A 21,853-nucleotide genomic window follows, 5' to 3' on the forward strand; every position below is an offset into this window, starting at 1 on the left:
AGTGGCGCGACGAGCGGTCGACGAACGGCGCGCCGTCGCGGACGAGCGGTCGCCCGCCCCGCGAACCCGCTGCTCGGAACGATTCCGGCCGCTGGTCGGGGCCTTCTCGGGGTCTCAACCGCCTCCGAGACCCCGAGAAGGCCGCGACCAGCGAGGAAGCCGCTGCGAACCGGACACTCAGGGGTGTCCCGGGGGGGTGTGCGGCGGGTCCTCGTCGAGGTGCAGGCGCAGCATCGCGGTCCGGGACCACGACGGGGGGCGTCCGCGCAGGGAGACCAGCACCATGGCGGCGAACGCCAGCGGCACCGACCACGGCGCGGGCTGGGTGATGAGGATGGCCTGCCACCCGCTCAGGGCCGGGCCGAACAGCGCGACGGCGATCGCGCCCAGGGTCGCGAGCAGCCCGGCCAGCACCCCGCTGACCGCCCCGGTCCTGGTCAGCCGGGGCCACCAGATCCCCAGCACCAGCAGCGGGCAGAAGGTCGACGCGGCCACGGTGAACCCCCAGGTCACCAGCAGCCCCGCGTCCAGCGGCGCGGCGGGCAGGGCCAGCAGCACCAGTACGGCCGCCGCGAGCAGCACGGTGATCCGCAGCCTGAGCAGCCCGCCGGGCAGCAGGTCGTACGCGATCGCGCCGGAGATCACCAGCAGCAGCCCCAGCGAGGTGGCCAGGAACGCCGCGAACGCGCCCACCGTCAGCAGGGTCGTCATCAGGGTGCTCGCCCAGCCGGTCGCCACCTGGGCGGGCAGCGCCACCACCACCGTGTCGGTGGCGCCCGAGAGGTACAGCTCGGGCACGAGCACCCGCCCCAGCGTCCCGTACACGCCCGGGAACATGTAGAAGACACCCAGCAGCGCCACCGTGATCGCCGCGGTCCGGCGCGCCGCGCGTCCGTCCGGGCTGGTGTGGAAGCGCATCAGGACGTGCGGCAGCCCCATCGTGCCCAGCGCGGTCGCCGTCAGCACCGCCAGGGTGGCCAGCAGCGGGTGCCCGGCGTCGCCCATGTTCAGCAGGGGCCGGTGCCAGTCCCCGCCGCCCGGCGGCGTGCTGCCGCGCACCCCCGGAACGGGGGCGCCCTCGGGGAAGACCAGGGTCTGGCCCGACTCCACGTGGACGTCTCCCGGTCCCAGCACGGACTCCCGTCCCCGGAGCGAGCGCACCGGTGTCGCCTCGTCCACCTCCAGGGTGACGTCCACCCGGAACGACACGGAGGTGTCCGCGTCGAAGCGGGTGAACTCCACCGGATGCGCGGCGTCGTACCGGACCTGCGGCCCGGCCAGCGCGAGCAGCCAGACGGCGGGCGCGATGAACAGCAGCAGCTTCAGGCAGAACTGGAACGCCTGGACGTAGGTGGCGGCGCGCATCCCGCCCAGCGCGAGCGTCGCGCTGATGGCCGCGCCCGAGAGCACCACGCCCACCCAGTACGGGGCGGAGCTCACCGTGCTGAGCACCAGGCCGGCGGTGCGCAGCTGCGGCACCAGGTAGAGCCCGCCGATCACCAGCACCACCAGCGCGCTGAGGCGGCGCAGGCCGGGCGAGGCCAGGCGCGCCTCGGCGAAGTCGGGCACGGTCAGCGCCCCCGACCGGCGCATCGGCGCGGCCACCAGGATGAGCATCGCGACGTACCCGGCGGTGAAGCCCACCGGATACCACAGCGAGCCGATCCCGTCCTTGACGACCAGCCCCGCCACCCCGAGGAACGACGCCGCGGACAGGTACTCGCCCGACACCGCGGCCGAGTTCAGCAGCGGCGACACCCGCCGCGAGGCGACCAGGAAGTCCGAGGTGGTGCGCATCGCGGCCACCCCGCGCAGGCCGATCAGCAGCGTCACCACCATGACCGCGGCCACCGCGGCCAGCGCCGCCATCAGCGCCTCTCGACGCGTTCGGCCCGACGCAGCTGCCAGTGCGCCAGAAGCGCCATGACCGGGTACGGGAGGACCGCCAGCATCAGCCAGGACAGCGGGACCCCCAGCAGCCGCACCCCGTCCAGCTCCGGCCAGGCGGTGAACACCAGCGGCAGGCCCAGCAGCAGCGCGGTGGTGAGCGCCAGGCCGACCAGGCCCTGGGCGCGCTGGGCGTGGTAGAGCGCGGCCGCGCGCTCGGCGTTCCCGGGGTCGAGGCGCGGCACCCGCCACCGGCCGCGGGCCCTGCCGCGCGAGTGCGCGAGGCGGGTCTGGGGGCTCGTCACCGCGACCCGCCTGGTCCGGTTCGGCATCACTCCCCCCGCTCGGTTCCGTCGAGGTCGCCGCGCTGGGCGGCGAGCAGCAGCTGCTCGCGCAGCTCCCGGGCGTGCCGCCGGCTCACCGGGACGTCGCCGAGGTCGGTGTGCGCGAGCAGCCCGCCCACCGAGTCGCTGCGCAGCTCCCGGATCGCGTCCAGTGCCACCAGGTAGCCGCGGTGCACCCGCAGGAAACCGGTGTCGGACCAGTACTCCTCCAACCGGGAGATCGGCATCCGCACCAGGTGCACCCCGCTGGGCGTGTGCAGCCGCACGTAGTCGCCGTTGGCCTCGACGAAGCGCACGTCGCCGCGCCGCACGTAGCGGGTGCGCCCGGCGGTCTCCACCGGGAGCGCCGCCATCGCCTCGGGCCGCTGCGGTCCGGTGGCGGGACCGCCCGCCGCGGCCATCCGCACGACCTTGGCCAGCGCCATCGAGAGGCGCTCGGCGCGCACCGGTTTGAGCAGGTAGTCCACGGCTCCTATGCCGTACGCGGTGACCGCGTGCTCGTCGTGCGCGGTCACGAAGACGGTCACCGGCGGCTCGCTGAGCTTGGCCAGCAGCGAGGCGAGTTCGATGCCGTCCAGGCCGGGCATCGAGATGTCCAGGAACACCGCGTCGAACCGGCCGCCCTGGATGCTCCTGAGCGCGCTGATCGGATCGTCGGCGGCGACGACCTCCTCGACCTCGGGAGCCCCGCGCAGCAGCCGGCACAGTTCGGCCAGCGCCAGCGGGACGTCGTCGACCGCCAGAACGCGGAGTCCTCTGGGCGTCGGCGTCATCAGGGCATCACTCCCGGCTGGAATCTGGGGACGCGCACGAGCACCCGGGTGCCCGCGTCCACCTCGGTCTCCACGACGAGGCCGTACCACGGGCCGTAGACGTGCCGCAGGCGCCGGTCCACGTTCGCCAGGCCCACGCTGTCCGTGGCGCCCCGGCCCGCGAGCACGGCCTTGGCCTTGGCCGGGTCCATGCCCAGGCCGTCGTCCTCCACGCTGATCACGCAGTCGTTTCCCACGGCCTCGCCGGTGACCTGGACCAGCCCCGCGCCCGCGCGCGGTTCGATGCCGTGCCGGATCGCGTTCTCCACCAGCGGTTGCAGGACCAGGTAGGGCACCGCCACCCCCAGCACCTCGGGAGCCACCCTGACCTGGACGCGGAGCCGGTCGCCCAGCACGGCCCGCTGAAGGGCGAGGTAGGTCTCGATCGCGTGGAACTCGTCGGTGAGCATGGTGTAGTCGCCGCGCCGGGCGAGGCTGTACCGGGTGTAGTCGGCGAAGTCGAGCATGAGCTCACCGGCCCGGTCGGGTTCGGAGCGCATCAGGGACGAGATCACGGTGAGCGCGTTGTAGACGAAGTGCGGCGAGATCTCCGCGCGCAGCGCCCGCAGCTCGGCCTGCTCGGCCCGGTCCGCCGACGCCTCCAGGCGGCCGCGCTCCACCGCGTCGGCCACCCAGGCCGCGGCCTCGTGCGCCGACGACCTCCTGACCAGGCCGGACAGCACGAGGACCCCGGCCAGCCCGTCGTTGGCGTGCACCGGGACGGCCATCAGGGGAGGGCGGTCCCGGGTGGTCTCGCCCTGGAGTACCTGTTCGATCAGCGACGCGGTGGCCTCCTCGTCAGTGCCGCGGCCCGACCACGACAGCGTTCCGGACAGATCCGCCAGTCCCAGGCCGCGGACGCCGAGCAGGCGCCGCAGCCGGTGCGCCGCCCTGCGGGCGCCCGGCCCCGAGAGGCCGTCCTTGAGGTCGGCCACGACGCGGCGCGCGGTGCCCAGGGCCGCCATCGGGTCGGCGCGCGCCCCGGAGCGCGTTCCTCGGATCATTTCGGGCTCGCCCCCTCCAGGACAGGGCTTCCGCCGCGTGGGGCCGCGGAGCACCGCGCGGTAGGGCCTTTCGTCGCGCCGTCGGCCCCGGAAGCGCCTGACGGTAAATAGTAGTTTGCCGACGGCCGCGTGAGGAGGGGCGCCCGACCGTTCGTCCCGTTTTGGGCGCCTTCCGTCGCGCGGAGGGGACAACTCGGCGCACCCCCTGTTTCCCGCTGTTCTCCCCACGTCCTACCGTGGGGGACGGTAGCGGGCATCACACTGGTCAGGAGTTGACATGGGCGATGAAGTGTTGGCGAACCTGAAGCACGAGAGTCAGGTCTTTCCCCCCGACGAGGAGTTCGCCGCGCAGGCCAACGCGACCGCCGCGCTGTACGACGAGGCAGAGGCCGACCGGGACGGGTTCTGGGCGGCCCAGGCCGAGCGGCTGCACTGGGAGACCAAGTGGAGCCGGGTGCTCGACTGGAGCGATGCCCCGTTCGCGAAGTGGTTCGTGGGAGGCCGCCTCAACGTCGCCTACAACTGCGTGGACCGCCACGTCGAGGACGGGCACGGTGACCAGGTCGCCATCCACTGGGTGGGCGAGCCCGGCGACACCCGCGACATCACCTACGCGGAACTGAAGGACGACGTCTCCCGGGCGGCCAACGCGCTCGCCTCGCTGGGCCTGAGCGCGGGCGACCGGGTGGCCGTCCAACTGCCGATGATCCCCGAGGCGATCGTGTCCATGCTGGCCTGCGCCCGGCTGGGCCTGGTGCACAGCGTGGTCTTCGGCGGGTTCTCCCCGGCGGCGCTGCGCTCGCGCGTCGAGGACGCCGCGGCCAGGGTCGTCATCACCTCCGACGGCCAGTACCGGCGCGGCAAGGCCGCGCCGATGAAGGCGAACGTCGACGAGGCGCTGGCGGGCGCCGAGACGGTCGAGCACGTCGTCGTGGTCCGGCGCGCCGGGATCGAGACGCCGTGGACCGAGGGCCGCGACCTGTGGTGGCACGAGCTGGTGGACGCCCAGTCCGCCGAGCACACGCCCGAGGCGTTCGACTCCGAGCACCCCCTGTTCATCCTGTACACCTCGGGGACCACCGGCCGTCCCAAGGGCATCCTGCACACCTCCGGCGGCTACCTCACCCAGGTCGCCTACACCCACGACGTGGTGTTCGACCACAAGCCCGGCCAGGACGTCTACTGGTGCACCGCCGACATCGGCTGGGTCACCGGGCACAGCTACATCGTCTACGGGCCGCTGGCCAACCGCGCCACCCAGGTCGTGTACGAGGGCACCCCCAACACCCCGGACGAGGGGCGGCACTGGGAGATCGTGCAGAGCAAGAAGGTGTCGATCTACTACACCGCGCCCACCCTGATCCGCACCTTCATGAAGTGGGGAGACCAGATCCCCGCGTCCTACGACCTGTCCTCGCTGCGCGTGCTGGGCAGCGTCGGCGAGCCGATCAACCCCGAGGCGTGGCTCTGGTACCGGGAGAACATCGGCGCCGGCAGGCTGCCGGTCGTGGACACCTGGTGGCAGACCGAGACCGGCGGGATCATGATCTCCCCGCTGCCGGGCGTCACCGCGGCCAAGCCCGGCTCCGCGCAGCGGGCGCTGCCGGGCATCGGCGCCAAGGTCGTGGACCAGACCGGCGCCGAGGTCCCGCACGGCTCCGGCGGCTACCTCGTGCTCGACAAGCCGTGGCCGGGGATGCTGCGCGGCATCTGGGGCGACGAGGAGCGCTACCGCGACACCTACTGGTCGCGCTTCGGGGACCTGGGCTTCTACTTCGCGGGTGACGGCGCCAAGTACGACGACGACGGCGACGTCTGGCTGCTGGGCCGGGTGGACGACGTCATGAACGTCTCCGGGCACCGCATCTCCACCACCGAGGTCGAGTCCGCCCTGGTCTCGCACCCCACGGTCGCCGAGGCCGCCGTGGTGGGCGCCTCCGACCCCACGACCGGCCAGGGCATCGTGGCCTTCGTGATCCTGCGCGGCGGCGTCGCCGAGGGCGAGGCGCGGGGCGAGGAGGCCATCGGCGCGCTGCGCGACCACGTGGCCAAGGAGATCGGCCCGATCGCCAAGCCGCGCCAGATCATGGTGGTGCCCGAGCTGCCCAAGACCCGCTCGGGCAAGATCATGCGCCGCCTGCTGCGCGACGTGGCCGAGAACCGGGAGGTCGGCGACGTCACCACGCTGGCCGACTCCTCGGTGATGGACCTCATCTCGTCGGGCCTCAAGGGGGGCGGCTCCGAAGAGTGATCTAGGACACGACAAAAGGCGCGCCATGCCCGGCATGGTGCGCCTTTTGTGGTGTTAATCGATGTTACAGGCATATTTCGTCCACCAACAGTGCCCACTTCATTGACACTCGTCACATTGAGCCCACATTCTTTTCGGCATGAACCTGTCAGACAGCCGGACAGCAGGGCAGCCTGGTGTCCCCGGTCGCGTCAGCGCGATGGAGGCCGTTCTCGCGAACCTGCGCGCGGCGATCGAGAACGGTGAGTTCGCCGTGGGCGCGAAACTCCCTGCCGAGACGGCTCTGGCACGGCGCTACACGGTCAGCCGCTCGGTCATCAGGGAGGCGCTGAGGGCGCTCCAGGCCATCGGCATGACCGTCTCGCGCACCGGCAAGGGGACGTTCGTCCAGGCCGACCGCGCGGTCGAGAACCCCACGTTCGGCTCGTACTCGGCCCGCGACCTGCTGGAGGTCCGGCTGCACGTGGAGATCCCGGTCTCGGGCTACGCGGCGGACCGGCGCACCGAGGACGACCTGGACGCGCTGGGCGACCTGCTGGACCGGATGGCCTCGGAGGCCGACGACACCGACTGGGCCGCGCTGGACACGCTGTTCCACATCACCGTCGCGCAGGCGTCGGGCAACCCGGTCTTCCGCAGGGTCATCGAGGAGATCCGGGACGCCCTGGCACGCCAGTCGACCTTCGTCAACCAGATCCACGGGCGCCGGGAGCAGTCCGACACCGAGCACCGGCGCATCGTGGACGCGATCGCCGGCAGGGACCCGGACCGAGCCAGGAAGGCCATGCGCGCCCACCTCGAGAAGGTCGACACCAGCCTGAACGCCATCGTGCTGCGCGTCCCTCCCCAACCGGCCCGCGCCTCGGAGGGCGCGGACACCGGCCCCGACCAGCGACCGTCCGCGGGTCCGAAGACCTTCCCGCTCTGACCCCCGCTACCAGTAGGAGGTTCGACCGCCCATGCGCGCGCGGCCGCCCGGGGGGAGAAGAGGGCCGCCCGCGAACACCTGACGACTCCTGAAACACCGCACCAGCCGCACCCGACACGTTCCGGCACCGGGCGCTCTCCGAATCCCGGGCCGTGACCGAACCCCGCACAGGGCACGCTGCCCGACACCCCTTCAATACGGAAAAGATCTCTCTGATGCAAGCCATGACCGACGCGCTCGGCGTCGTGAACGACAACTTCTGGACGTTCCTCGTCATTCCGCTGCTGGTGATCGCCAGCCTCTACTTCACCGTGCGCTCGGGAGCCGTGCAGCTCAGGCTCGTACCGGAGATGCTGCGGACCATGTTCGAGACGCCCGAGGCCGCCCCGGACGGGAAGAAGGCCATCTCGTCCTTCCAGGCGTTCTCCATCTCGGCGGCGGCCCGGGTGGGCACCGGCAACGTCGCCGGCGTGGCCATAGCGATCGCGCTGGGAGGCCCCGGCGCGGTCATGTGGATGTGGATCATGAGTATCGTCGCCGGCTCGGCCGCGTTCGTCGAGTCGACGCTGGCCCAGCTGTACAAGGTCCGGGACAAGACCGGATACCGGGGCGGTCCCGCCTACTACATGCAGCACGGGCTGAAGGCCCGGTGGCTGGGCGTCATCTTCGCCGTCGTCATCACCTTCACCTTCGGCTTCGTCTTCACCTCGGTCCAGTCCAACAGCATCGCCGCCGCTGTGGCCAACTCGGTCTCCACCGTGACCGGGGCCGAGCCCGGGGCGTGGCTGGCCCCCGCCGTCGGCGTCGCGCTCATGGTCCTGACCGGAGCCGTCATCTTCGGCGGCGTGCGCAGCATCGCGAACGTGGCGCAGGCGATCGTGCCGTTCATGGCGGCGGTCTACCTCCTCATGGGCATCGCGGTGGTGGCCATGAACATCGAGCAGGTCCCCGCGGTGCTCGCCGACATCGTCACCTCCGCGTTCGGCATCCGCCAGATCGGCGCGGCCGGGCTCGGCACCGCCATCATGATGGGGGTCCGCCGCGGGCTGTTCTCCAACGAGGCCGGAATGGGCTCGGCGCCGAACGCGGGTGCCACGGCCGCGGTGAGCCACCCGGTCAAGCAGGGACTGACGCAGACCTTCGGCATCTACTTCGACACCCTGCTCGTCTGCTCCATCACCGCGTTCATCATCCTGGTGTCCGACCCGGTCTACGGGGAGCAGGTCGGCGCGGACCTGACCCAGAACGCCTTGGAGGCGAACCTGGGCTCCTGGTCGCTGCACCTGCTGACCTTCATCATCTTCCTGCTGGCCTTCACCTCGGTGCTGGGCAACTACTACTACGGCGAGTCCAACCTGACCTTCCTGAGCGCCCGGCCCGCCGTGACGCTCGGGTACCGGGTGGCCTTCCTGCTGGTGCTGTTCCTGGGTGCCGTCGCCTCGCTCAGCCTCGTCTGGACCCTGGCCGACGTGACGATGGGCGTCATGGTGGTGGTCAACCTGGTCGCCATCATCCCGATGGGCGCGCTGGCGGTCAGGCTGCTCAAGGACTACACCGACCAGCGGCGCCAGGGCCTGAACCCGGTGTTCACCCGGGACCGGCTGCCCGATGTGGAGGGCGTGCAGTGCTGGGAGCCCCAGCACGAGGAGTCGCGCGCCGAGTCCGCGCCCGCGGCCGGGTAACCACTCCGCGTGCGGGCCCCGGCCGCGGTCCGGGCCGGGGCCCGCGTGCGGGGCAGCCGTCTTCCGAGGGGCCGGGCCGTATCGCCGGCTCCCGGGGGCGCCCGCCCCGGAGACCCGCGGGGAGGCCCCCGCCCTCCTGGGGGAGGGGCCCGGATGACCACGGCCCGCGCTCAGGGTCGGCTCAGGGGCGGGCCAGGGGGCTTCCCGATGGGTTTTCCGGCCCGAGGCGGGCACTCTGAAAGCATGAACGAGAACTTCGGTGGGAAAAGCTTCCGGCGCAGCAGCAGCAACCGACTCATCACCGGCGTGTGCGGCGGTATCGGCGAGTTCGTCGGGGTCGACGCCAACATCGTCCGCCTCGCCTTCGCCGTTTTCACCCTGCTGGGCGGCAGCGGTGTCCTGCTCTACATCATCGCCTGGCTGGTGATGCCCGAGGAGGGCGGTCGCTCCTCCGTCATCGAGCACCTCATCCGCACCTTCCAGGGCAAGGAGTCCAAGCTGTGAGCTGGACCCTGCGCGCGAGGTCGGGGCGGGTGCTGAGGCTCCCCCGCGAACTGCTCGACCAGGCGGGGAAGACCGACGGCCAGGCCCGGTCCGAGCCGTCCCCGCAGGGAGGATCGGGCGCTTCGGACACTCCGGACGGCGCCTGCTCCGGCTAGGGCGCTCCCGCTGCCGTCCGGCCTGGCCAGGTCCTACTGGGACTCGGAGCGGTGCATCAGCTCGACGGTGCCGCGCGAGAGGCGGGACCAGGGGATCGACAGGCCCAGCGCGCCCAGGGAGCCGAGGGCGCCCGCGGCGACGATGACGGGCTGGCTGCCGGTGAACTCCACCAGGAGGCTGGCCGTCGCGATGCCGATGCCCTGGACGACCTGCAGGCCGGCCGCCACCAGGCCGAACGCCAGGCCCCGGCCCGCCGCGGGCGCGCACAGGACGAAGGCGGCGTTGGCCACGAACTGGTAGGACGCCGCCATACCCGAGAGCACCAGCAGGACCGCCATGAGCCACAGCGGAGGACCGAACACCCAGGCCGTCAACGGCAGCGACGCCGCCACCGCCATCGGGGCCAGGAGGCGCATCCGCGTCGGGGGGCCGATCAGCCGGGTGAGGACGAGCCCGCCGAACACCGCCCCGACCGACGGGGAGGCCATGATGAGGCCGGCGACCGCCGCGCCTCCGCCGATCTCGGCGGCCATCGGGTTGGCCAGCCCGTAGGGAACGATGTAGCACCCGGCGAGCCAGGCGAGCAGGGCCAGTGTGCGCAGGTGCGCGTCCCCGAAGACCAGCCGGGCGCCGCCCCGGACGACCTTCCACAGGCCCGGGCGCTCGGAGCCCTCGACGGTCGGGGCGGGGCGGGACCGCACGCCCAGCGCGATGATGGCCGCGGAGAGAAGGAAGGTCAGCCCGTTGTAGACGACGGTGGTGCGCGCGTCGACCAGCGCGACCACGGCCCCGCCCGCGGCCAGCCCCACGAGAGTGCCCACCTGCGTGGTCAGGTTGATGAGCGTGGACCCGGCGACGAAGCGCTCGCCCTGAACGATCTGGGACATCAGCGCCGCGCGCGCCGCCCCGAACGGCAGCATCGGCAGGACCGAGCAGAACAGCAGCAGCCAGATGCCCCAGACCGGCAACCCGGGGATGCCGATGCACATGACCAGCGCGGCGCGGAGCACGTCGCTGACGACCATGACGCTGCGGCGTGGGAACAGGTCGGCCAGACCCGACAGCAGCGGGCCGGCGATGAGGGGCGACAGGAAGGTCAGGGCGAGGGTGAGGCCGCTGGCCAGGGCGGAGCCCGTCTGCCGGAAGACCAGTACGGTGACGGCGATGTTCAGCAGGTAGTTGCCGGTCATCGAGAGCGCGTGGGCCAGCCACATCACCCGGAACTCGCCGACCCGGACCACGTCCCGGTAGCTGTTCCGCCAGTCCGGCCCGGAGGCGTCGCCCTTCGGGGACGGCCTTTCCCCGGTGCCGGCGGTTCCGGTGACGGCCAGCGACTCGTGGCTCCCCGCGCTCTGACGCGGGATGTCGAAGCCGCGGCTGCCCGTACGTGGATCACGCACTCTGACGCCCCCCGCCTTGACTAACTCTTAGTCGCTATTTGATAACATAGCGTCTCTAGTCAAGGGTTGGGAGCGCAAGCGGTTCAGGGGAAAACACGTCTGATTCGTTGCGTTCGACATGGTCGGCTTTCCTTTACGGCCCTGATCCGCGCGGTGAGCGTGGAAACAGTCGCCCCGAAAAGACCGGCTACGCCCAGCCGAGTTCGTGCAGCCGCTCGTCGTCGATCCCGAAGTGGTGCGCGATCTCGTGCACGACGGTGATCCGCACCTCGTCCACGACGTCCTCGGCCGTCTCGCAGACCGCGAGGATCTCCCGCCAGTAGATGAACACCTGGTCGGGCAGCACCCCGCTGTACCCGTCCCCGCGCTCGGTCAGCGGGATGCCCTCGTACAGCCCCAGCAGCCCCGGAACCGGGGGGTCCTCCGCGATGGTGATCACAACGTTGTCCATGAAGCGGGTCAGCTCGGGTGGGATGGTGTCGAGGGCGTCGGCGACGAGTTCTTCGAACCGCGCACGGGAGGTTTCGCTCACGTCTCGTATTGTGCGGCAGAGGGGTAGTGAAAGCGAAGGGGTGCGGGTGCGGCGTTCCACGGGTGGGAGGGGCGAAGGAGGCGCTGTGGACCTGAGGGCGGTTCTGTACCGGTTCCACCGGGCCGTCCGTCGGGAGCGCCTGGGCGAGCTGCGGGGGCTGGCCGGGCGCGTCCGCCGGGGCAGGGCCTGGCGCGCCGGCGCGGTGGTCGTCGCCGCGTTCGTCGGCGGCTGGATCGGCCTGTCCCTGGGCGGCCAGGTGCTCACGCCGATCGGTCCGGCGGACGTCAACCTCAGCGTCAGCCCCTCGTGGCGCGGCGAGACGGTCCTGAACATCGCCCCCCTCGGCAAGCTCGCCTTCGACACGCACGCCGCGCCGCTGCGCTTCGAGGCCACGATCGCCGAGATCCGGCTGGCCGCGGCCGAGGAGCTGTTCGAGAACCCCGAGGCGATCAACCGCCTCGGGGCGAGCATCGTCGCCGACCTGCGTCAGGGGGTCATCGACCTGGCGGTCCAGGCGCTGCTGTTCTCGGTCGCGGGCGCCGCGCTGGTGGCGCTGCTGGTCTTCCGGAGCTGGGTGCGCGCCCTGCTCAGCGCGGCCGTCTCCCTGGCGGTCCTGGCGGCGGCCGGCGGGGTGACGTACCTCTCCTTCAACCCCGGCGCGATCGCGGAGCCCCGCTACACCGGCCTGCTGGCGGGCGCGCCCCAGGTGGTGGGCAGCGCGGAGGACGTGATCAACCACTTCTCGGAGTACCAGACGCAGCTGGCGAGCCTGGTGGGCAACGTGTCGCGGCTGTACGAGGTCACGGCGGCGCTGCCCGTCTACGAGGACGACGGCTCCACGATCCGCGTGCTGCACGTCTCCGACCTGCACCTCAACCCCGCCGCGTGGAACGTCGTCGACTCGCTCGTGGAGCAGTTCCAGGCGGACGTGGTCGTGGACTCCGGGGACATCTCCGACCGGGGCAGCGCGGCCGAGGACGTGTTCATGGACGAGATCGCGGACCTGGACGTGCCGTACGTGTGGGTCCGCGGCAACCACGACTCGATGGGCACCCAGCGGGCGGTCCAGGCCCAGCCGAACGCGGTGGTGCTGGACGACGAGATCGCGGAGGTGGCGGGGCTGCGCTTCTACGGCGCGGGCGACCCCCGGTTCACCCCCGACAAGGCGCTGGACAACCCCACGAACGAAGAGGTCGCCGCGCTCGGCGCGGAGCAGGCGCGCGGTATCGAGGGCGTCGAGCCGCCGGTGGACGTGGCGGTGCTGCACGACCCGCTGCAGGGGGAGGCTTTCAGCGGGGAGGTGCCGCTGGTGCTGTCCGGGCACGGCCACCGGCGCTGGACCGAGCTGGAGCCCACGGGCACCCGGTTCTTCGTGCAGGGCTCCACGGGAGGGGCGGGGCTGCGCGGCCTCGACCACGGGGAGGACGAGCCCACCCCGTACGAGGCGTCGGTGCTGTACTTCGACGCCGAGACCAGGCGCCTCCAGGCGTGGGACGACGTGACCCTGGGCGGTCTGGGGCTGAGCTCGGCCCAGATCGAGCGCCACATCGAGGCCGATCCGACACGCCGGATCACCCCGGCCACCGCCTCCCCCGCCCCGTCGGGGACTCCCACGCCGTCGGGGACGCCCTCCACGCCCTCCCCACCTGCGGAATCGCCTCGGTAGCGGAGGCTGCGCAAACCACTTTGGCACTTGGTCCGGATCTCCCCTATGCTTGACCCGTCCCCGACGGCAGGCGAAACGGGAAATGACGACTCGTTCGTCGTCGAGGCCCCCATCGTCTAGTGGCCTAGGACGCCGCCCTTTCAAGGCGGTAACACGGGTTCGAATCCCGTTGGGGGTACTGCTCGGTTCGAAGTACTGCTGAAGGTCTGGCAGAATAGAGAACAGAGCGAAGGACGCGGAACACCTGATAGGATCGGGTTAACGCGAACGAAGCGGACAAATTGAATAAGCAAGGTCCTGTGGAGCAGTTTGGAGTGCTCGCCACCCTGTCAAGGTGGAGGCCGCGGGTTCAAATCCCGTCAGGACCGCTCGCCTCACTGAAAAGTGCGGCCGGGGCCAGGTAGCTCAGTCGGTACGAGCGTCCGCCTGAAAAGCGGAAGGTCGGCGGTTCGACCCCGCCCCTGGCCACATCCATAAGCAGCCAGGAAGCCCGGAACCCTTGCGGTTCCGGGCTTTTTTGACGACAACGCCGACGACAACGCGGTTAGTCGAGGGCACCCCCCAGCTTCCCGAGCGTGCGCAGCGCCCGTTCGGCCCTCGCTCGGAATGATCATGGGCTTTCCGCCCTTTCAGACCCCGAAGCGGGCAGAAAGCCCAAGACCGCTAACGGAACCCCACGCAACGGACATCATGGGCGCGATCTTGACTCGCGCCCGCCGTCGCCGCCCGTTGTGACCTCGCGATCCGCGTGGCGTGCGGCCGAAAGACCCACCCGAAGCACCGGCACGCCGAACCACCCCCGCTCCGGCAACTCCCTACCCCGCGTTCGGTAGTGAAGTGAAGATACTCAAAGTAGCCGATGATTACTCAACGTGAGTTTCGGGAAGGTGGTGGCCTGGGCCGCGAAGACGCGGCCGGTACGGAGCAGGGAGAGGAACCGGCACATGATGGTCCGTCGACTCGTGTCCACCGCCGTTCTCGCGGTCGCAGTTTTTTCCAGTCTGGGATTCAGTTTCGAGTCCTCGTCGTCAGACGTCGGCAACCGCATCGAATGCGCTTCCCCCTGGGGCGGCGAGACGCGCGGCGGGGTGATCATCGGCGAGCGCTGGGAGGACGACAAGGTCTCCTACCTGGTGGAGTGGGACGACGGGCGCACCGGCATCGTCACCCGGACCAAGTACTGCATCGTCGTGCCGGACGACTCGGGGTACGGGGAGTACGGCCGGTCGGTCTCCCCCACGGCGTGATTCGGCGAGTAGGGCCGTGCCCGCGATGATCTCGACGTCGGCGTTCCCCGGAACGGACATGTCGGAACGCTGACGTCGAGATCATCGACTCCCCGCCCCGGAAACCGGCGTGAGAAGTTGATCAAGCCCGACATAATGAACGATCGTGATGACTGAATGCGCGATCTACCGCGCGGGTGGGCGAGAACAGGTCGACGGTGACATCAGTGACGCGCTCGACGCGATCCTGCTCAAGGACGAGGACGCCTTCTGCTGGATCGACCTGCACGAACCCACCGAGGAGGAGTTCAAGCTCGCCTCGGAGGAGTTGAACCTGCACCCCCTCGCGGTGGAGGACGCGCTCAACTCCCACCAGCGTCCCAAACTGGAGCGGTACGACAAGGTCGTGCTCGTCGTCATCAAGGCCCTGACCTATGACGAGGCCACCCAGGACGTCGAGGACGGCGAGATCCTGGTGTTCGTGGGCCGCAACTACGTGGTGACGGTCCGCCACGGCGACATCGACCCGCTCACCGCCGTCCGGCGCCGCCTCGAAGGCGATCCGGGACTGCTGTCCTTCGGCTCGCCGGTGGTGCTGTACGGGATCCTGGACGCGGTCGTGGACGAGTACGTGGAGATCGCCGACAAGGTGCAGGAGGCGGTCACCGGCCTGGAGGAGCGCGTGTTCGTCGTCGGCCGGGGAGCCCTGGCCGCCGACATCTACGCGCTGAAGCGCGAGGTGCTGCAGATGCACAACGCCGTCCAGCCGCTGCTTCCCGTCTGCAACACGCTGCTGGCCGGAGGGGTGGTGCGGCTCACGCCCGAGGCGGTGCCGTTCTTCCGCGACGTCGCCGACCACGCCACCCACGTCAACGCCAAGATCGAGTCCCTCAACGAGCTGCTCCCGCAGGTCCTGTCGGCCTACCTGGCCCAGGTCGGCATGCAGCAGAACGACGACGCCCGCAAGATCACCTCGTGGGCCGCGATCATGGCGGTGCCCACCATGGTCGCCGGTATCTACGGGATGAACTTCACCCACATGCCCGAGCTGAACGAGATGTGGGGCTACCCGATGGCGCTGGGGTTCATCGTGTTCTCCTGCGTGCTGCTGTTCGTGCTGTTCAAGCGGAGCAGATGGCTCTGAGGCCGTCGCGCCCCGCTCCGGACGGGCTTCCCGGGCGGGGCTACTCGGGGAGCCTGTCCGCGTGGTCGCTCAGCCAGGCGTCCACCTGGGCGCGCTCGTAGCCGCGCAGGGCGACGCGGAAGAGGCCGTCCTTTCGCAGCTGCTCCCGGGTGACCGGGGGCCCGGCGGACGGGTCGCCGTCGATGGTGCCGAGGACGCGGCGGGTCAGCGTGTCGACCTGCCGCCGCTCGTAGCCGCGCAGCACCACGTCGAACGCGGGCGACCACGGCCCGAGTCCCGGGATCAGGGGCTCCTCCTGGGGGGCGCCGCCGGGGGCCGGGGCGAGGTTGGCCGCGAACCAGTCGTCGACCTGCCGCCGCTCGTAGCCGCGCGCCACCACGTCGAACGCCGGGACGGCAGCGGGCGTGCCGCCGCCCATGACCTCGGCGACGGCCGCCTCCACCTGCGTGCGCTCGTAGCCGCGCGGCACCACGTCGAACTCCGGCGCCTGCCCGTCGCCCGGTCCGATATCGCCCATGGCTGCTCCTTTATCCGGTTTTGCCTTCTCTTTGTCGTTATCCAACCATGAACAGTGTCGTCGGAGTGGATACCCGTCCGCGGACCGGCCCCGACGCGGGGAGGGGGGAGAAGTTCAGCTCTCGGGGGTGTCGTTCTTGCTCTTCGCCACGGCGGCGGTCATGGCCGCACCGCTGCCGGAGCCGAGCGCGACCCCGAGCGCGAGCCCCAGCGCCAGGTTGTCCAGGGCGAGACCCAACGCGACGCCGGTGGCCAGTCCGGTGCCGATGCCGATGGAGAACGCGCTCGCCATGTTTATTTTCATTGGACCTCCGTGTGCGGTGATTTGTCATGGTTCGACGGACGCGCCGCTTATCCGGTTCCCGCTCCCCGTCGCGGGTCCGCCGGCACGGGGGCCCGCCGTGCCGGTCCCCGCAGCGGTCCGGACACGGCAGGCTGGGGGCATGGGATACCGATACGCGACCGACCGCGAGGACCACACGGATCTGGCCAGCGGACAGGTGCTGCGGTCCGCGCCCGGGTACCCGGGGTTCCCGGTGCGGCTCGGTTCGGAGCTGGCGCAGCGGGCGATGGCGCGGCTGCCGTCGCGTCCGCTCGTCCTGTGGGACCCGTGCTGCGGCAGCGGCTACCTCGCCACCGTCGTCGGGCTGCTGCACCGGGACCGGCTGGCACGCGTGCTGGCATCGGACGTCGACGCGGAGGCGGTGCGGCTGGCCGGGCGCAACCTCCGGCTGCTGACCGCCGAGGGGCTGGCGGAACGGGCGGCCGAGGCGCGCGGGCGGGCCGCCGGGTTCGGCAAGCCGTCCTACCTGGCCGTGGCCGAGAGCGCGGACCGCCTCGCGCGCGGGCTCGCCGAGCGCGGCGGGGACCTGGCGCACACGGTGGAGCGGGCCGACGCGTTCGCTCCTTCCGGTCCCCCCGTCCCCGTCGACCTGGTCCTGACCGACGTCCCCTACGGCGACCTCACGCACTGGTCGGGCGCCCGCCCCGACGCCGAGCCGGTTCCCGCCCTGCTGCGCGCGCTCGCGGCGGTCCTGCCCGACCACGCGGTGCTCGCCGTGACCGCGCGGACCCGCCGGGTCCCCCTCCCCGGGGGCGTGCCCGCCCTGGAGCGGGCCCGGGTGGGAAACCGCGCGGCCGTCCTGGTGCGGGCGTCCGACCTGCGCTGACCCGGAGCCGCGCCCGCGCTCCGCAGGGCCCCGAACGGCCGGCGGCCGACGATGTTCGTCCGGCCGGCCGTCCTTCGGGCGTGTTCCGGGCAAGCCGAAAACGTTGTTTTCGGGATAAATGTGATTCACGGTGTGAAAGGGGCCAGTAGGCTTTCCCCCCGTCGAAAACACAGGCAACCGTGGAGCGGAGCGTCTTTGATCGCGCGGGAACGCGTCCGGGTCTTCGTGGACGCGCGCTGGTTCCAATCGACCATCATCACCCTGATCCTGGTCAACGGGCTGGTGCTGGGTGCGGAGACCTCGCCCGGGGTGATGGCCGAGCACGGCGTCATGCTGCACCTCGTGGACGTCACGGTCCTCTCGGTGTTCGTCCTCGAACTCGCGCTGCGCGTCTTCGCCTACCGGGGGGACTTCTTCCGGGATCCGTGGAACTGGTTCGACGTGGTCATCGTCGGCATCGCGCTGCTGCCCACGTCGGGCCCGTTCGCGGTGCTGCGGGTCCTCCGGGTGCTGCGCGTGCTCCGGCTGCTGTCGGTGATCCCCACCCTCCGGCACGTCGTCGCGGGCCTGCTCAAGGCGCTGCCGGGGATGGCCTCCATCGCGCTTCTGGTGGGGCTGCTGCTGTACGTGGCCGCGGTGATGGCCACCACGCTGTTCCAGGACATCTCCCCCGAGTACTTCGGCGACCTGTCCAGCTCGCTGATCACCCTGTTCCAGATCATGACGGGGGACGGCTGGGGCGACATGGCCAAGACCGTGACCGAGCACCACCCCTGGGCCTGGTTCTTCTTCGTCTGCTACATCCTCGCCTCCACCTTCATCGCCCTGAACCTCTTCATCGCGGTGGCCGTGGAGGCGCTGGAGCACGAGGCCGACGAGGACAAGGAGGAGGCCGACTCCCAGCACGCCGAACTCCTCGCCGAGCTGCGCGCCCTGCGCGCCGAGGTCGCCGCGATGCGCGAACGCGCCTGAGGGGCTTCGGGAACGCCCACTCCCCGACCCTCGGAATACCCCTTGGGGGTATGGTGGTTCGTGAGGGGGAGAACCGAGGCCGTGGTCGGGGCGGGAGCCCCTGGGAGGAAGGTGCGGTTGTGGGCGTTCTGGGAAGGCTGGGGGTCTACGGGCTGGTGCTCGTGGCCGGGTTCGGGGGCGCGTTCTGGGTGGGGGCGCTGGTCGGGCCGGTCGTGCCCGAACCCCCGGCCGCGCACGAGCAGGAGCAGGTCCGGCACGAGGACTCGGGTTCGCACGAGGAGGCGCGATGAGCGGCGGAACGGCGACGGACCGGGTCGAACTGGCCATCGGCGGCATGACCTGCGCGTCGTGTGCCAACCGGGTCGAACGCAAGCTCAACAAGCTCGACGGCGTGACCGCGAGCGTCAACTACGCCACCGAGAAGGCGCGGGTCGAGTACGGCGGTGACGTCACCACCGACGACCTGATCGCCCAGGTCGAGAAGGCCGGGTACACCGCCGCGCTGCCCCGGCCGCCCCGGTCCGAGGACGCCGGGAGCGGCGCCGCCGAGGCGGACCCCGTCGGGGCCCTGCGCACCCGGCTCGTCGTCAGCGCGCTGCTCTCCGCACCCGTCGTCGCCATGGCGATGGTCCCGGCGCTGCAGTTCACCTACTGGCAGTGGGCGTCGCTGACCCTGGCCGCCCCGGTCCTGGTGTGGGGCGCGCTGCCGTTCCACGCCGCCGCGTGGAAGAACCTCAGGCTCGGCGAGGCCACCATGGACACCCTCGTGTCCATGGGCACCCTGGCCGCCTTCGCGTGGTCGCTGTACGCGCTGTTCCTGGGGAGCGCGGGCGTCCCCGGGATGACGCACCCGTTCGAGTTCACCATCGCGCGCGTGGACGGCTCCGCCAACATCTACCTGGAGGTCGCCGCCGGGGTCACCACCTTCATCCTGGCCGGGCGCTACTTCGAGGCCCGCTCCAAGCGCAGGGCCGGGGCGGCGCTGCGCGCCCTCATGGAACTCGGCGCCAAGGAGGTGTCCCGCCTGCGCGACGGCCGCGAGGAGCGCGTCAGCGTGGACGCCCTCGCCGTCGGGGACCGCTTCGTGGTCCGCCCCGGGGAGAAGATCGCCACCGACGGCGCCGTCACCGAGGGCACGTCCGCCGTCGACATGAGCATGCTCACCGGTGAGTCCGTGCCGGTCGAGGTCGGTCCCGGAGACACCGTCGCGGGCGCCACCGTCAACGCGGGCGGCCGGATCGTCGTGCGCGCCACCCGCGTGGGCTCCGACACCCGGCTCGCCCAGATGGCCCGCCTGGTGGAGGAGGCGCAGAGCGGCAAGGCCGAGATCCAGCGCCTCGCCGACCGCGTCTCGGGCGTGTTCGTCCCGGTCGTGATCGTCCTGGCCGTGGCCACGCTCGGCTTCTGGCTGGGCACGGGCGGCCCGGTGGCGGCCGCGTTCACCGCCGCCGTCGCGGTGCTCATCATCGCCTGCCCGTGCGCCCTGGGCCTGGCCACCCCCACCGCGCTGCTGGTGGGGACGGGTCGCGGCGCCCAGCTCGGCATCCTCGTCAAGGGCCCCGAGGTCCTGGAGAGCACCCGCCGCGTCGACACGGTCGTGCTCGACAAGACCGGCACCGTCACCACCGGCCGCATGACGCTGACCGGTGTGCGCACCGCCGACGGCGAGGACGAGGCCGAGGTGCTGCGCCTGGCGGGGGCGGTGGAGAACGCCTCCGAGCACCCCGTCGCCCAGGCGGTCGCGCGCGGCGCGGCCGAGCGGACCGGCCGACTCGAACCGGTGTCGGACTTCGCGAGCACCGAGGGCCTGGGGGTGCACGGGGTGGTGGACGGCCACGCCGTCGTCGTGGGGCGGGCCGCGCTGCTGGCCGAGTGGTCCGTCACCCTGCCCGAGGAGCTGGAGAGGGCCAAGGCCGACGCCGAGGCCGGGGGCGCCACCGCGGTCGCGGTCGGCTGGGACGGGCGCGCCCGCGCGGTCCTGACCGTCGCCGACGCGGTCAAGCCGACCAGTGCCCGGGCCGTCGGGCAGCTCCGCTCCCTGGGACTCACCCCGATCCTGCTCACCGGCGACAACGAGGCGGTGGCGCGCTCGGTGGCCGCGCGGGTCGGCATCGAGCAGGTCATCGCGGAGGTGCTGCCCGCGGACAAGGTGGACGTGGTCAAGCGGCTCCAGGACGAGGGGCGGACCGTCGCGATGGTCGGCGACGGCGTGAACGACGCCGCGGCCCTGGCGCAGGCCGACCTCGGCCTGGCGATGGGGACCGGCACCGACGCCGCGATCGAGGCGGGCGACCTCACCCTGGTCCGCGGCGACCTGCGCGCCGCCGCCGACGCCATCCGGCTGTCCCGCCGCACCCTGGGCATCATCAGGGGCAACCTGTTCTGGGCCTTCGCCTACAACGTGGCCGCCCTGCCGCTGGCCGCGGCGGGTCTGCTCAACCCCATGATCGCGGGTGCGGCCATGGCGTTCTCCAGCGTCTTCGTCGTCAGCAACAGCCTTCGGCTGCGCGGATTCAAGCCGATGGACGACGCCTCCTGAGGCCCCGGAGGGCGCGGGCGTCCGGGCACCGGTGGAGACCCGGTGCCCGGACGCGGATCAGACCGGGCGGGCCGGCGGGCGGTCCTCACCGGTGATCCACGTGTACACCGCCGCCGCGGTCGACTCGACCGGGGCGGTGGTGGTGTCCAGCAGGGACAGCGGCGGGGACAGCCGCTCGGCGTTCTCGTCGATCCAGGCCGCGTACTCCAGCATCTCCGCGATACGCGGCTCGTCCCACTGGCGCCAGGCCGGGCGGTTCCGCAACCGCTCGGCCAGCACGTCCGGATCGCAGACCAGGGACAGGTAGCGGATCTCGGAGAACAGCGCGCGCTCGGGCAGCGGCTCGAACTCGGGCGGCGCGACCGTGCCGCACAGCACCGCGGGACGGCCGCTCTGGTGGATCATCGCGATCATCCGCAGCCAGGCCGAACGGAACAGCCGGTGGTCGTCCGCGGGGTCGCGGAGCCCGGCCAGCCACAGCACGTCCTGTTCGAGCAGCACGTACCGGTCCGCCAGCCAGGGCGCCAGAAGTCGGGCGACCGTCGACTTCCCGGTGCCGCTGGGGCCGGTCACGCAGTACACCGGCAACCGCAGGAACGGCTGCCGGTGGCCGCAGTCGGCACAGCAGACCACGGGGCCGTCGGGATCGACCACAGGGACATCGGTGCGCGCGCCGCAGCGCGCGCAGATCAACAGGTTCACTGGAAGCCGGTCGAATCAGTCGAAGAGGTCTTCCAGGAAACTCTTGCGACGCTTCTGGTGGCCGTACGGGCGGGGTGAGTCGGAGTAGCCGTACGGGCCGGGGGAGTCGGGACGGCCCCGGTAGGGCTTGGGCGAGTCGGGCCGGTGGTGGTAGCCCGGAGCGGGCGCGCCGTAGGGCGCGGCCGCGGCCGGGGGCGGCGGGGGCGGTGCGGTGTAGTGGCGCTGCTCGGCGGCGGCGATCTGCTCCATCTCACCGGCGTCGAGGAAGACCCCGCGGCAGCGCTCGCACTGGTCGATGTGGACGCCCATGCGGTCGTAGGTGTGCATTCGGCCTTGGCATTTGGGACAAGTCACGAGCCCATGTTACGCAAGGGAGCGGTCAAGGGGGGCTAAGTAGGCGGGCGGGTTGATCACGAGGT

Annotated in this window: 22 protein-coding genes and 3 tRNA genes; 15 read left to right on the top strand and 10 right to left on the bottom strand. The window is 71.5% G+C overall.

Translation table 11 applies throughout. The annotated features are described in order from the left end of the window. Nucleotides 1–177: 177 nt before the first annotated feature. From EV190_RS09720 to EV190_RS09735, 4 genes are read right to left on the bottom strand one after another with little or no spacing between them, the layout of a single operon-like run. Complete coding sequence (locus EV190_RS09720; protein WP_133741156.1) at nt 178–1,869, bottom strand: sodium/solute symporter; 1,692 nt, start codon at nt 1,867–1,869, stop codon at nt 178–180. Continuing rightward, on the bottom strand, nt 1,869–2,219 hold the full coding sequence (locus tag EV190_RS09725) for a hypothetical protein (RefSeq protein ID WP_133741157.1): 351 nt from the start codon (nt 2,217–2,219) through the stop codon (nt 1,869–1,871). The genes EV190_RS09720 and EV190_RS09725 overlap by 1 nt, the downstream gene beginning before the upstream one ends. Then, the gene (locus EV190_RS09730) at nt 2,219–3,004 is read right to left on the bottom strand and encodes a LytR/AlgR family response regulator transcription factor (protein ID WP_133741158.1); all 786 of its coding nucleotides are present in this window, start codon (nt 3,002–3,004) and stop codon (nt 2,219–2,221) included. The genes EV190_RS09725 and EV190_RS09730 overlap by 1 nt, the downstream gene beginning before the upstream one ends. Next, nucleotides 3,004–4,008 (bottom strand): sensor histidine kinase, encoded by a 1,005-nt coding sequence (locus tag EV190_RS09735; protein WP_133741270.1) that lies wholly within the window; start codon nt 4,006–4,008, stop codon nt 3,004–3,006. The genes EV190_RS09730 and EV190_RS09735 overlap by 1 nt, the downstream gene beginning before the upstream one ends. A 316-nt stretch (nt 4,009–4,324) precedes the next feature. On the opposite strand from EV190_RS09735, the gene acs reads away from it, so the two are divergent. The 5 genes from acs to EV190_RS23360 all read left to right on the top strand — a co-directional run bounded on the left by acs (nt 4,325) and on the right by EV190_RS23360 (nt 9,567). Next, nucleotides 4,325–6,298, top strand: coding sequence for an acetate--CoA ligase (gene acs / locus EV190_RS09740; protein ID WP_133741159.1), 1,974 nt, complete (start codon nt 4,325–4,327; stop codon nt 6,296–6,298). A 199-nt stretch (nt 6,299–6,497) separates the two neighbouring features. Further along, entirely contained in the window at nt 6,498–7,226 is a 729-nt protein-coding gene (locus tag EV190_RS09745; RefSeq protein WP_208113128.1) for a FadR/GntR family transcriptional regulator, read from the top strand. Nucleotides 7,227–7,441: 215 nt separating this feature from the next. Beyond that, entirely contained in the window at nt 7,442–8,908 is a 1,467-nt protein-coding gene (locus tag EV190_RS09750; protein WP_133741161.1) for an alanine/glycine:cation symporter family protein, read from the top strand. Nucleotides 8,909–9,151: 243 nt separating this feature from the next. Then, a complete protein-coding gene (locus EV190_RS09755; protein WP_133741162.1) occupies nt 9,152–9,412 on the top strand; it encodes a PspC domain-containing protein in 261 nt (86 codons plus the stop codon). After that, the gene (locus EV190_RS23360) at nt 9,409–9,567 is read left to right on the top strand and encodes a hypothetical protein (protein ID WP_166655426.1); all 159 of its coding nucleotides are present in this window, start codon (nt 9,409–9,411) and stop codon (nt 9,565–9,567) included. The genes EV190_RS09755 and EV190_RS23360 overlap by 4 nt, the downstream gene beginning before the upstream one ends. A 33-nt stretch (nt 9,568–9,600) precedes the next feature. Here EV190_RS23360 and EV190_RS09760 read toward each other — a convergent pair whose 3' ends face one another. Then, nucleotides 9,601–10,968 carry an MFS transporter gene (locus tag EV190_RS09760; protein ID WP_133741163.1) on the bottom strand — a complete coding sequence of 456 codons (1,368 nt, stop codon included), beginning with the start codon at nt 10,966–10,968 and terminating at the stop codon, nt 9,601–9,603. A 187-nt stretch (nt 10,969–11,155) separates the two neighbouring features. After that, nucleotides 11,156–11,500 (bottom strand): metallopeptidase family protein, encoded by a 345-nt coding sequence (locus tag EV190_RS09765; RefSeq protein WP_133741164.1) that lies wholly within the window; start codon nt 11,498–11,500, stop codon nt 11,156–11,158. Nucleotides 11,501–11,585: 85 nt separating this feature from the next. Between EV190_RS09765 and EV190_RS09770 the strand changes: the two genes are divergently transcribed. From EV190_RS09770 to corA, 6 genes are all read left to right on the top strand, one after another. Further along, nucleotides 11,586–13,166, top strand: coding sequence for a metallophosphoesterase family protein (locus EV190_RS09770; protein WP_133741165.1), 1,581 nt, complete (start codon nt 11,586–11,588; stop codon nt 13,164–13,166). Between the two features lie 105 nt (nt 13,167–13,271). After that, nucleotides 13,272–13,344 (top strand) — tRNA-Glu (locus EV190_RS09775). Between the two features lie 115 nt (nt 13,345–13,459). Further along, nucleotides 13,460–13,534 (top strand) — tRNA-Asp (locus EV190_RS09780). Between the two features lie 26 nt (nt 13,535–13,560). Next, nucleotides 13,561–13,634: transfer RNA gene (locus EV190_RS09785), tRNA-Phe, on the top strand. Nucleotides 13,635–14,110: 476 nt separating this feature from the next. After that, complete coding sequence (locus EV190_RS09790) at nt 14,111–14,413, top strand: hypothetical protein (RefSeq protein ID WP_166655427.1); 303 nt, start codon at nt 14,111–14,113, stop codon at nt 14,411–14,413. A 148-nt stretch (nt 14,414–14,561) separates the two neighbouring features. Then, the gene (corA, locus tag EV190_RS09795; RefSeq protein WP_243742471.1) at nt 14,562–15,536 is read left to right on the top strand and encodes a magnesium/cobalt transporter CorA; all 975 of its coding nucleotides are present in this window, start codon (nt 14,562–14,564) and stop codon (nt 15,534–15,536) included. 40 nt (nt 15,537–15,576) lie between these two features. Here the strand turns inward: corA and EV190_RS09800 are convergent, their stop codons facing one another. Then, nucleotides 15,577–16,053 (bottom strand): hypothetical protein, encoded by a 477-nt coding sequence (locus EV190_RS09800; RefSeq protein ID WP_133741168.1) that lies wholly within the window; start codon nt 16,051–16,053, stop codon nt 15,577–15,579. Nucleotides 16,054–16,167: 114 nt separating this feature from the next. Next, a complete protein-coding gene (locus tag EV190_RS23365; protein WP_166655428.1) occupies nt 16,168–16,344 on the bottom strand; it encodes a hypothetical protein in 177 nt (58 codons plus the stop codon). A 151-nt stretch (nt 16,345–16,495) separates the two neighbouring features. On the opposite strand from EV190_RS23365, the gene EV190_RS09805 reads away from it, so the two are divergent. From EV190_RS09805 to EV190_RS09815, 4 genes are all read left to right on the top strand, one after another. Beyond that, entirely contained in the window at nt 16,496–17,221 is a 726-nt protein-coding gene (locus EV190_RS09805; RefSeq protein WP_133741169.1) for an rRNA methyltransferase, read from the top strand. A gap of 195 nt (nt 17,222–17,416) precedes the next feature. Then, a complete protein-coding gene (locus EV190_RS09810) occupies nt 17,417–18,193 on the top strand; it encodes an ion transporter (RefSeq protein ID WP_133741170.1) in 777 nt (258 codons plus the stop codon). Nucleotides 18,194–18,312: 119 nt separating this feature from the next. Beyond that, the gene (locus tag EV190_RS23370; RefSeq protein ID WP_166655429.1) at nt 18,313–18,483 is read left to right on the top strand and encodes a hypothetical protein; all 171 of its coding nucleotides are present in this window, start codon (nt 18,313–18,315) and stop codon (nt 18,481–18,483) included. Next, nucleotides 18,480–20,732 carry a heavy metal translocating P-type ATPase gene (locus EV190_RS09815; protein ID WP_133741171.1) on the top strand — a complete coding sequence of 751 codons (2,253 nt, stop codon included), beginning with the start codon at nt 18,480–18,482 and terminating at the stop codon, nt 20,730–20,732. The genes EV190_RS23370 and EV190_RS09815 overlap by 4 nt, the downstream gene beginning before the upstream one ends. A gap of 57 nt (nt 20,733–20,789) precedes the next feature. Here EV190_RS09815 and EV190_RS09820 read toward each other — a convergent pair whose 3' ends face one another. Then, entirely contained in the window at nt 20,790–21,434 is a 645-nt protein-coding gene (locus tag EV190_RS09820) for an AAA family ATPase (RefSeq protein WP_133741172.1), read from the bottom strand. A gap of 15 nt (nt 21,435–21,449) precedes the next feature. Then, nucleotides 21,450–21,788 carry a TFIIB-type zinc ribbon-containing protein gene (locus EV190_RS09825; protein WP_133741173.1) on the bottom strand — a complete coding sequence of 113 codons (339 nt, stop codon included), beginning with the start codon at nt 21,786–21,788 and terminating at the stop codon, nt 21,450–21,452. Nucleotides 21,789–21,853 lie beyond the last annotated feature (65 nt).

It is taken from the genome of Actinorugispora endophytica, assembly GCF_004363075.1.
In the GTDB taxonomy this organism is placed as follows: Bacteria; Actinomycetota; Actinomycetes; order Streptosporangiales; family Streptosporangiaceae; genus Actinorugispora; species Actinorugispora endophytica.

What these genes read in the sequence shown, in the direction of transcription:
- EV190_RS09790 (WP_166655427.1), top strand. Translation starts at nt 14,111, where the DNA reads ATGATGGTCCGTCGACTCGTGTCCACCGCCGTTCTCGCGGTCGCAGTT.
- acs (WP_133741159.1), top strand. Translation starts at nt 4,325, where the DNA reads ATGGGCGATGAAGTGTTGGCGAACCTGAAGCACGAGAGTCAGGTCTTT.
- EV190_RS23365 (WP_166655428.1), bottom strand. Translation starts at nt 16,344, where the DNA reads ATGGCGAGCGCGTTCTCCATCGGCATCGGCACCGGACTGGCCACCGGC.
- EV190_RS09730 (WP_133741158.1), bottom strand. Translation starts at nt 3,004, where the DNA reads ATGACGCCGACGCCCAGAGGACTCCGCGTTCTGGCGGTCGACGACGTC.
- EV190_RS09720 (WP_133741156.1), bottom strand. Translation starts at nt 1,869, where the DNA reads ATGGCGGCGCTGGCCGCGGTGGCCGCGGTCATGGTGGTGACGCTGCTG.
- EV190_RS09735 (WP_133741270.1), bottom strand. Translation starts at nt 4,008, where the DNA reads ATGGCGGCCCTGGGCACCGCGCGCCGCGTCGTGGCCGACCTCAAGGAC.
- EV190_RS09805 (WP_133741169.1), top strand. Translation starts at nt 16,496, where the DNA reads ATGGGATACCGATACGCGACCGACCGCGAGGACCACACGGATCTGGCC.
- EV190_RS09750 (WP_133741161.1), top strand. Translation starts at nt 7,442, where the DNA reads ATGCAAGCCATGACCGACGCGCTCGGCGTCGTGAACGACAACTTCTGG.
- EV190_RS09745 (WP_208113128.1), top strand. Translation starts at nt 6,498, where the DNA reads ATGGAGGCCGTTCTCGCGAACCTGCGCGCGGCGATCGAGAACGGTGAG.
- EV190_RS09755 (WP_133741162.1), top strand. Translation starts at nt 9,152, where the DNA reads ATGAACGAGAACTTCGGTGGGAAAAGCTTCCGGCGCAGCAGCAGCAAC.
- EV190_RS09800 (WP_133741168.1), bottom strand. Translation starts at nt 16,053, where the DNA reads ATGGGCGATATCGGACCGGGCGACGGGCAGGCGCCGGAGTTCGACGTG.
- EV190_RS09725 (WP_133741157.1), bottom strand. Translation starts at nt 2,219, where the DNA reads ATGCCGAACCGGACCAGGCGGGTCGCGGTGACGAGCCCCCAGACCCGC.
- EV190_RS09815 (WP_133741171.1), top strand. Translation starts at nt 18,480, where the DNA reads ATGAGCGGCGGAACGGCGACGGACCGGGTCGAACTGGCCATCGGCGGC.
- corA (WP_243742471.1), top strand. Translation starts at nt 14,562, where the DNA reads ATGACTGAATGCGCGATCTACCGCGCGGGTGGGCGAGAACAGGTCGAC.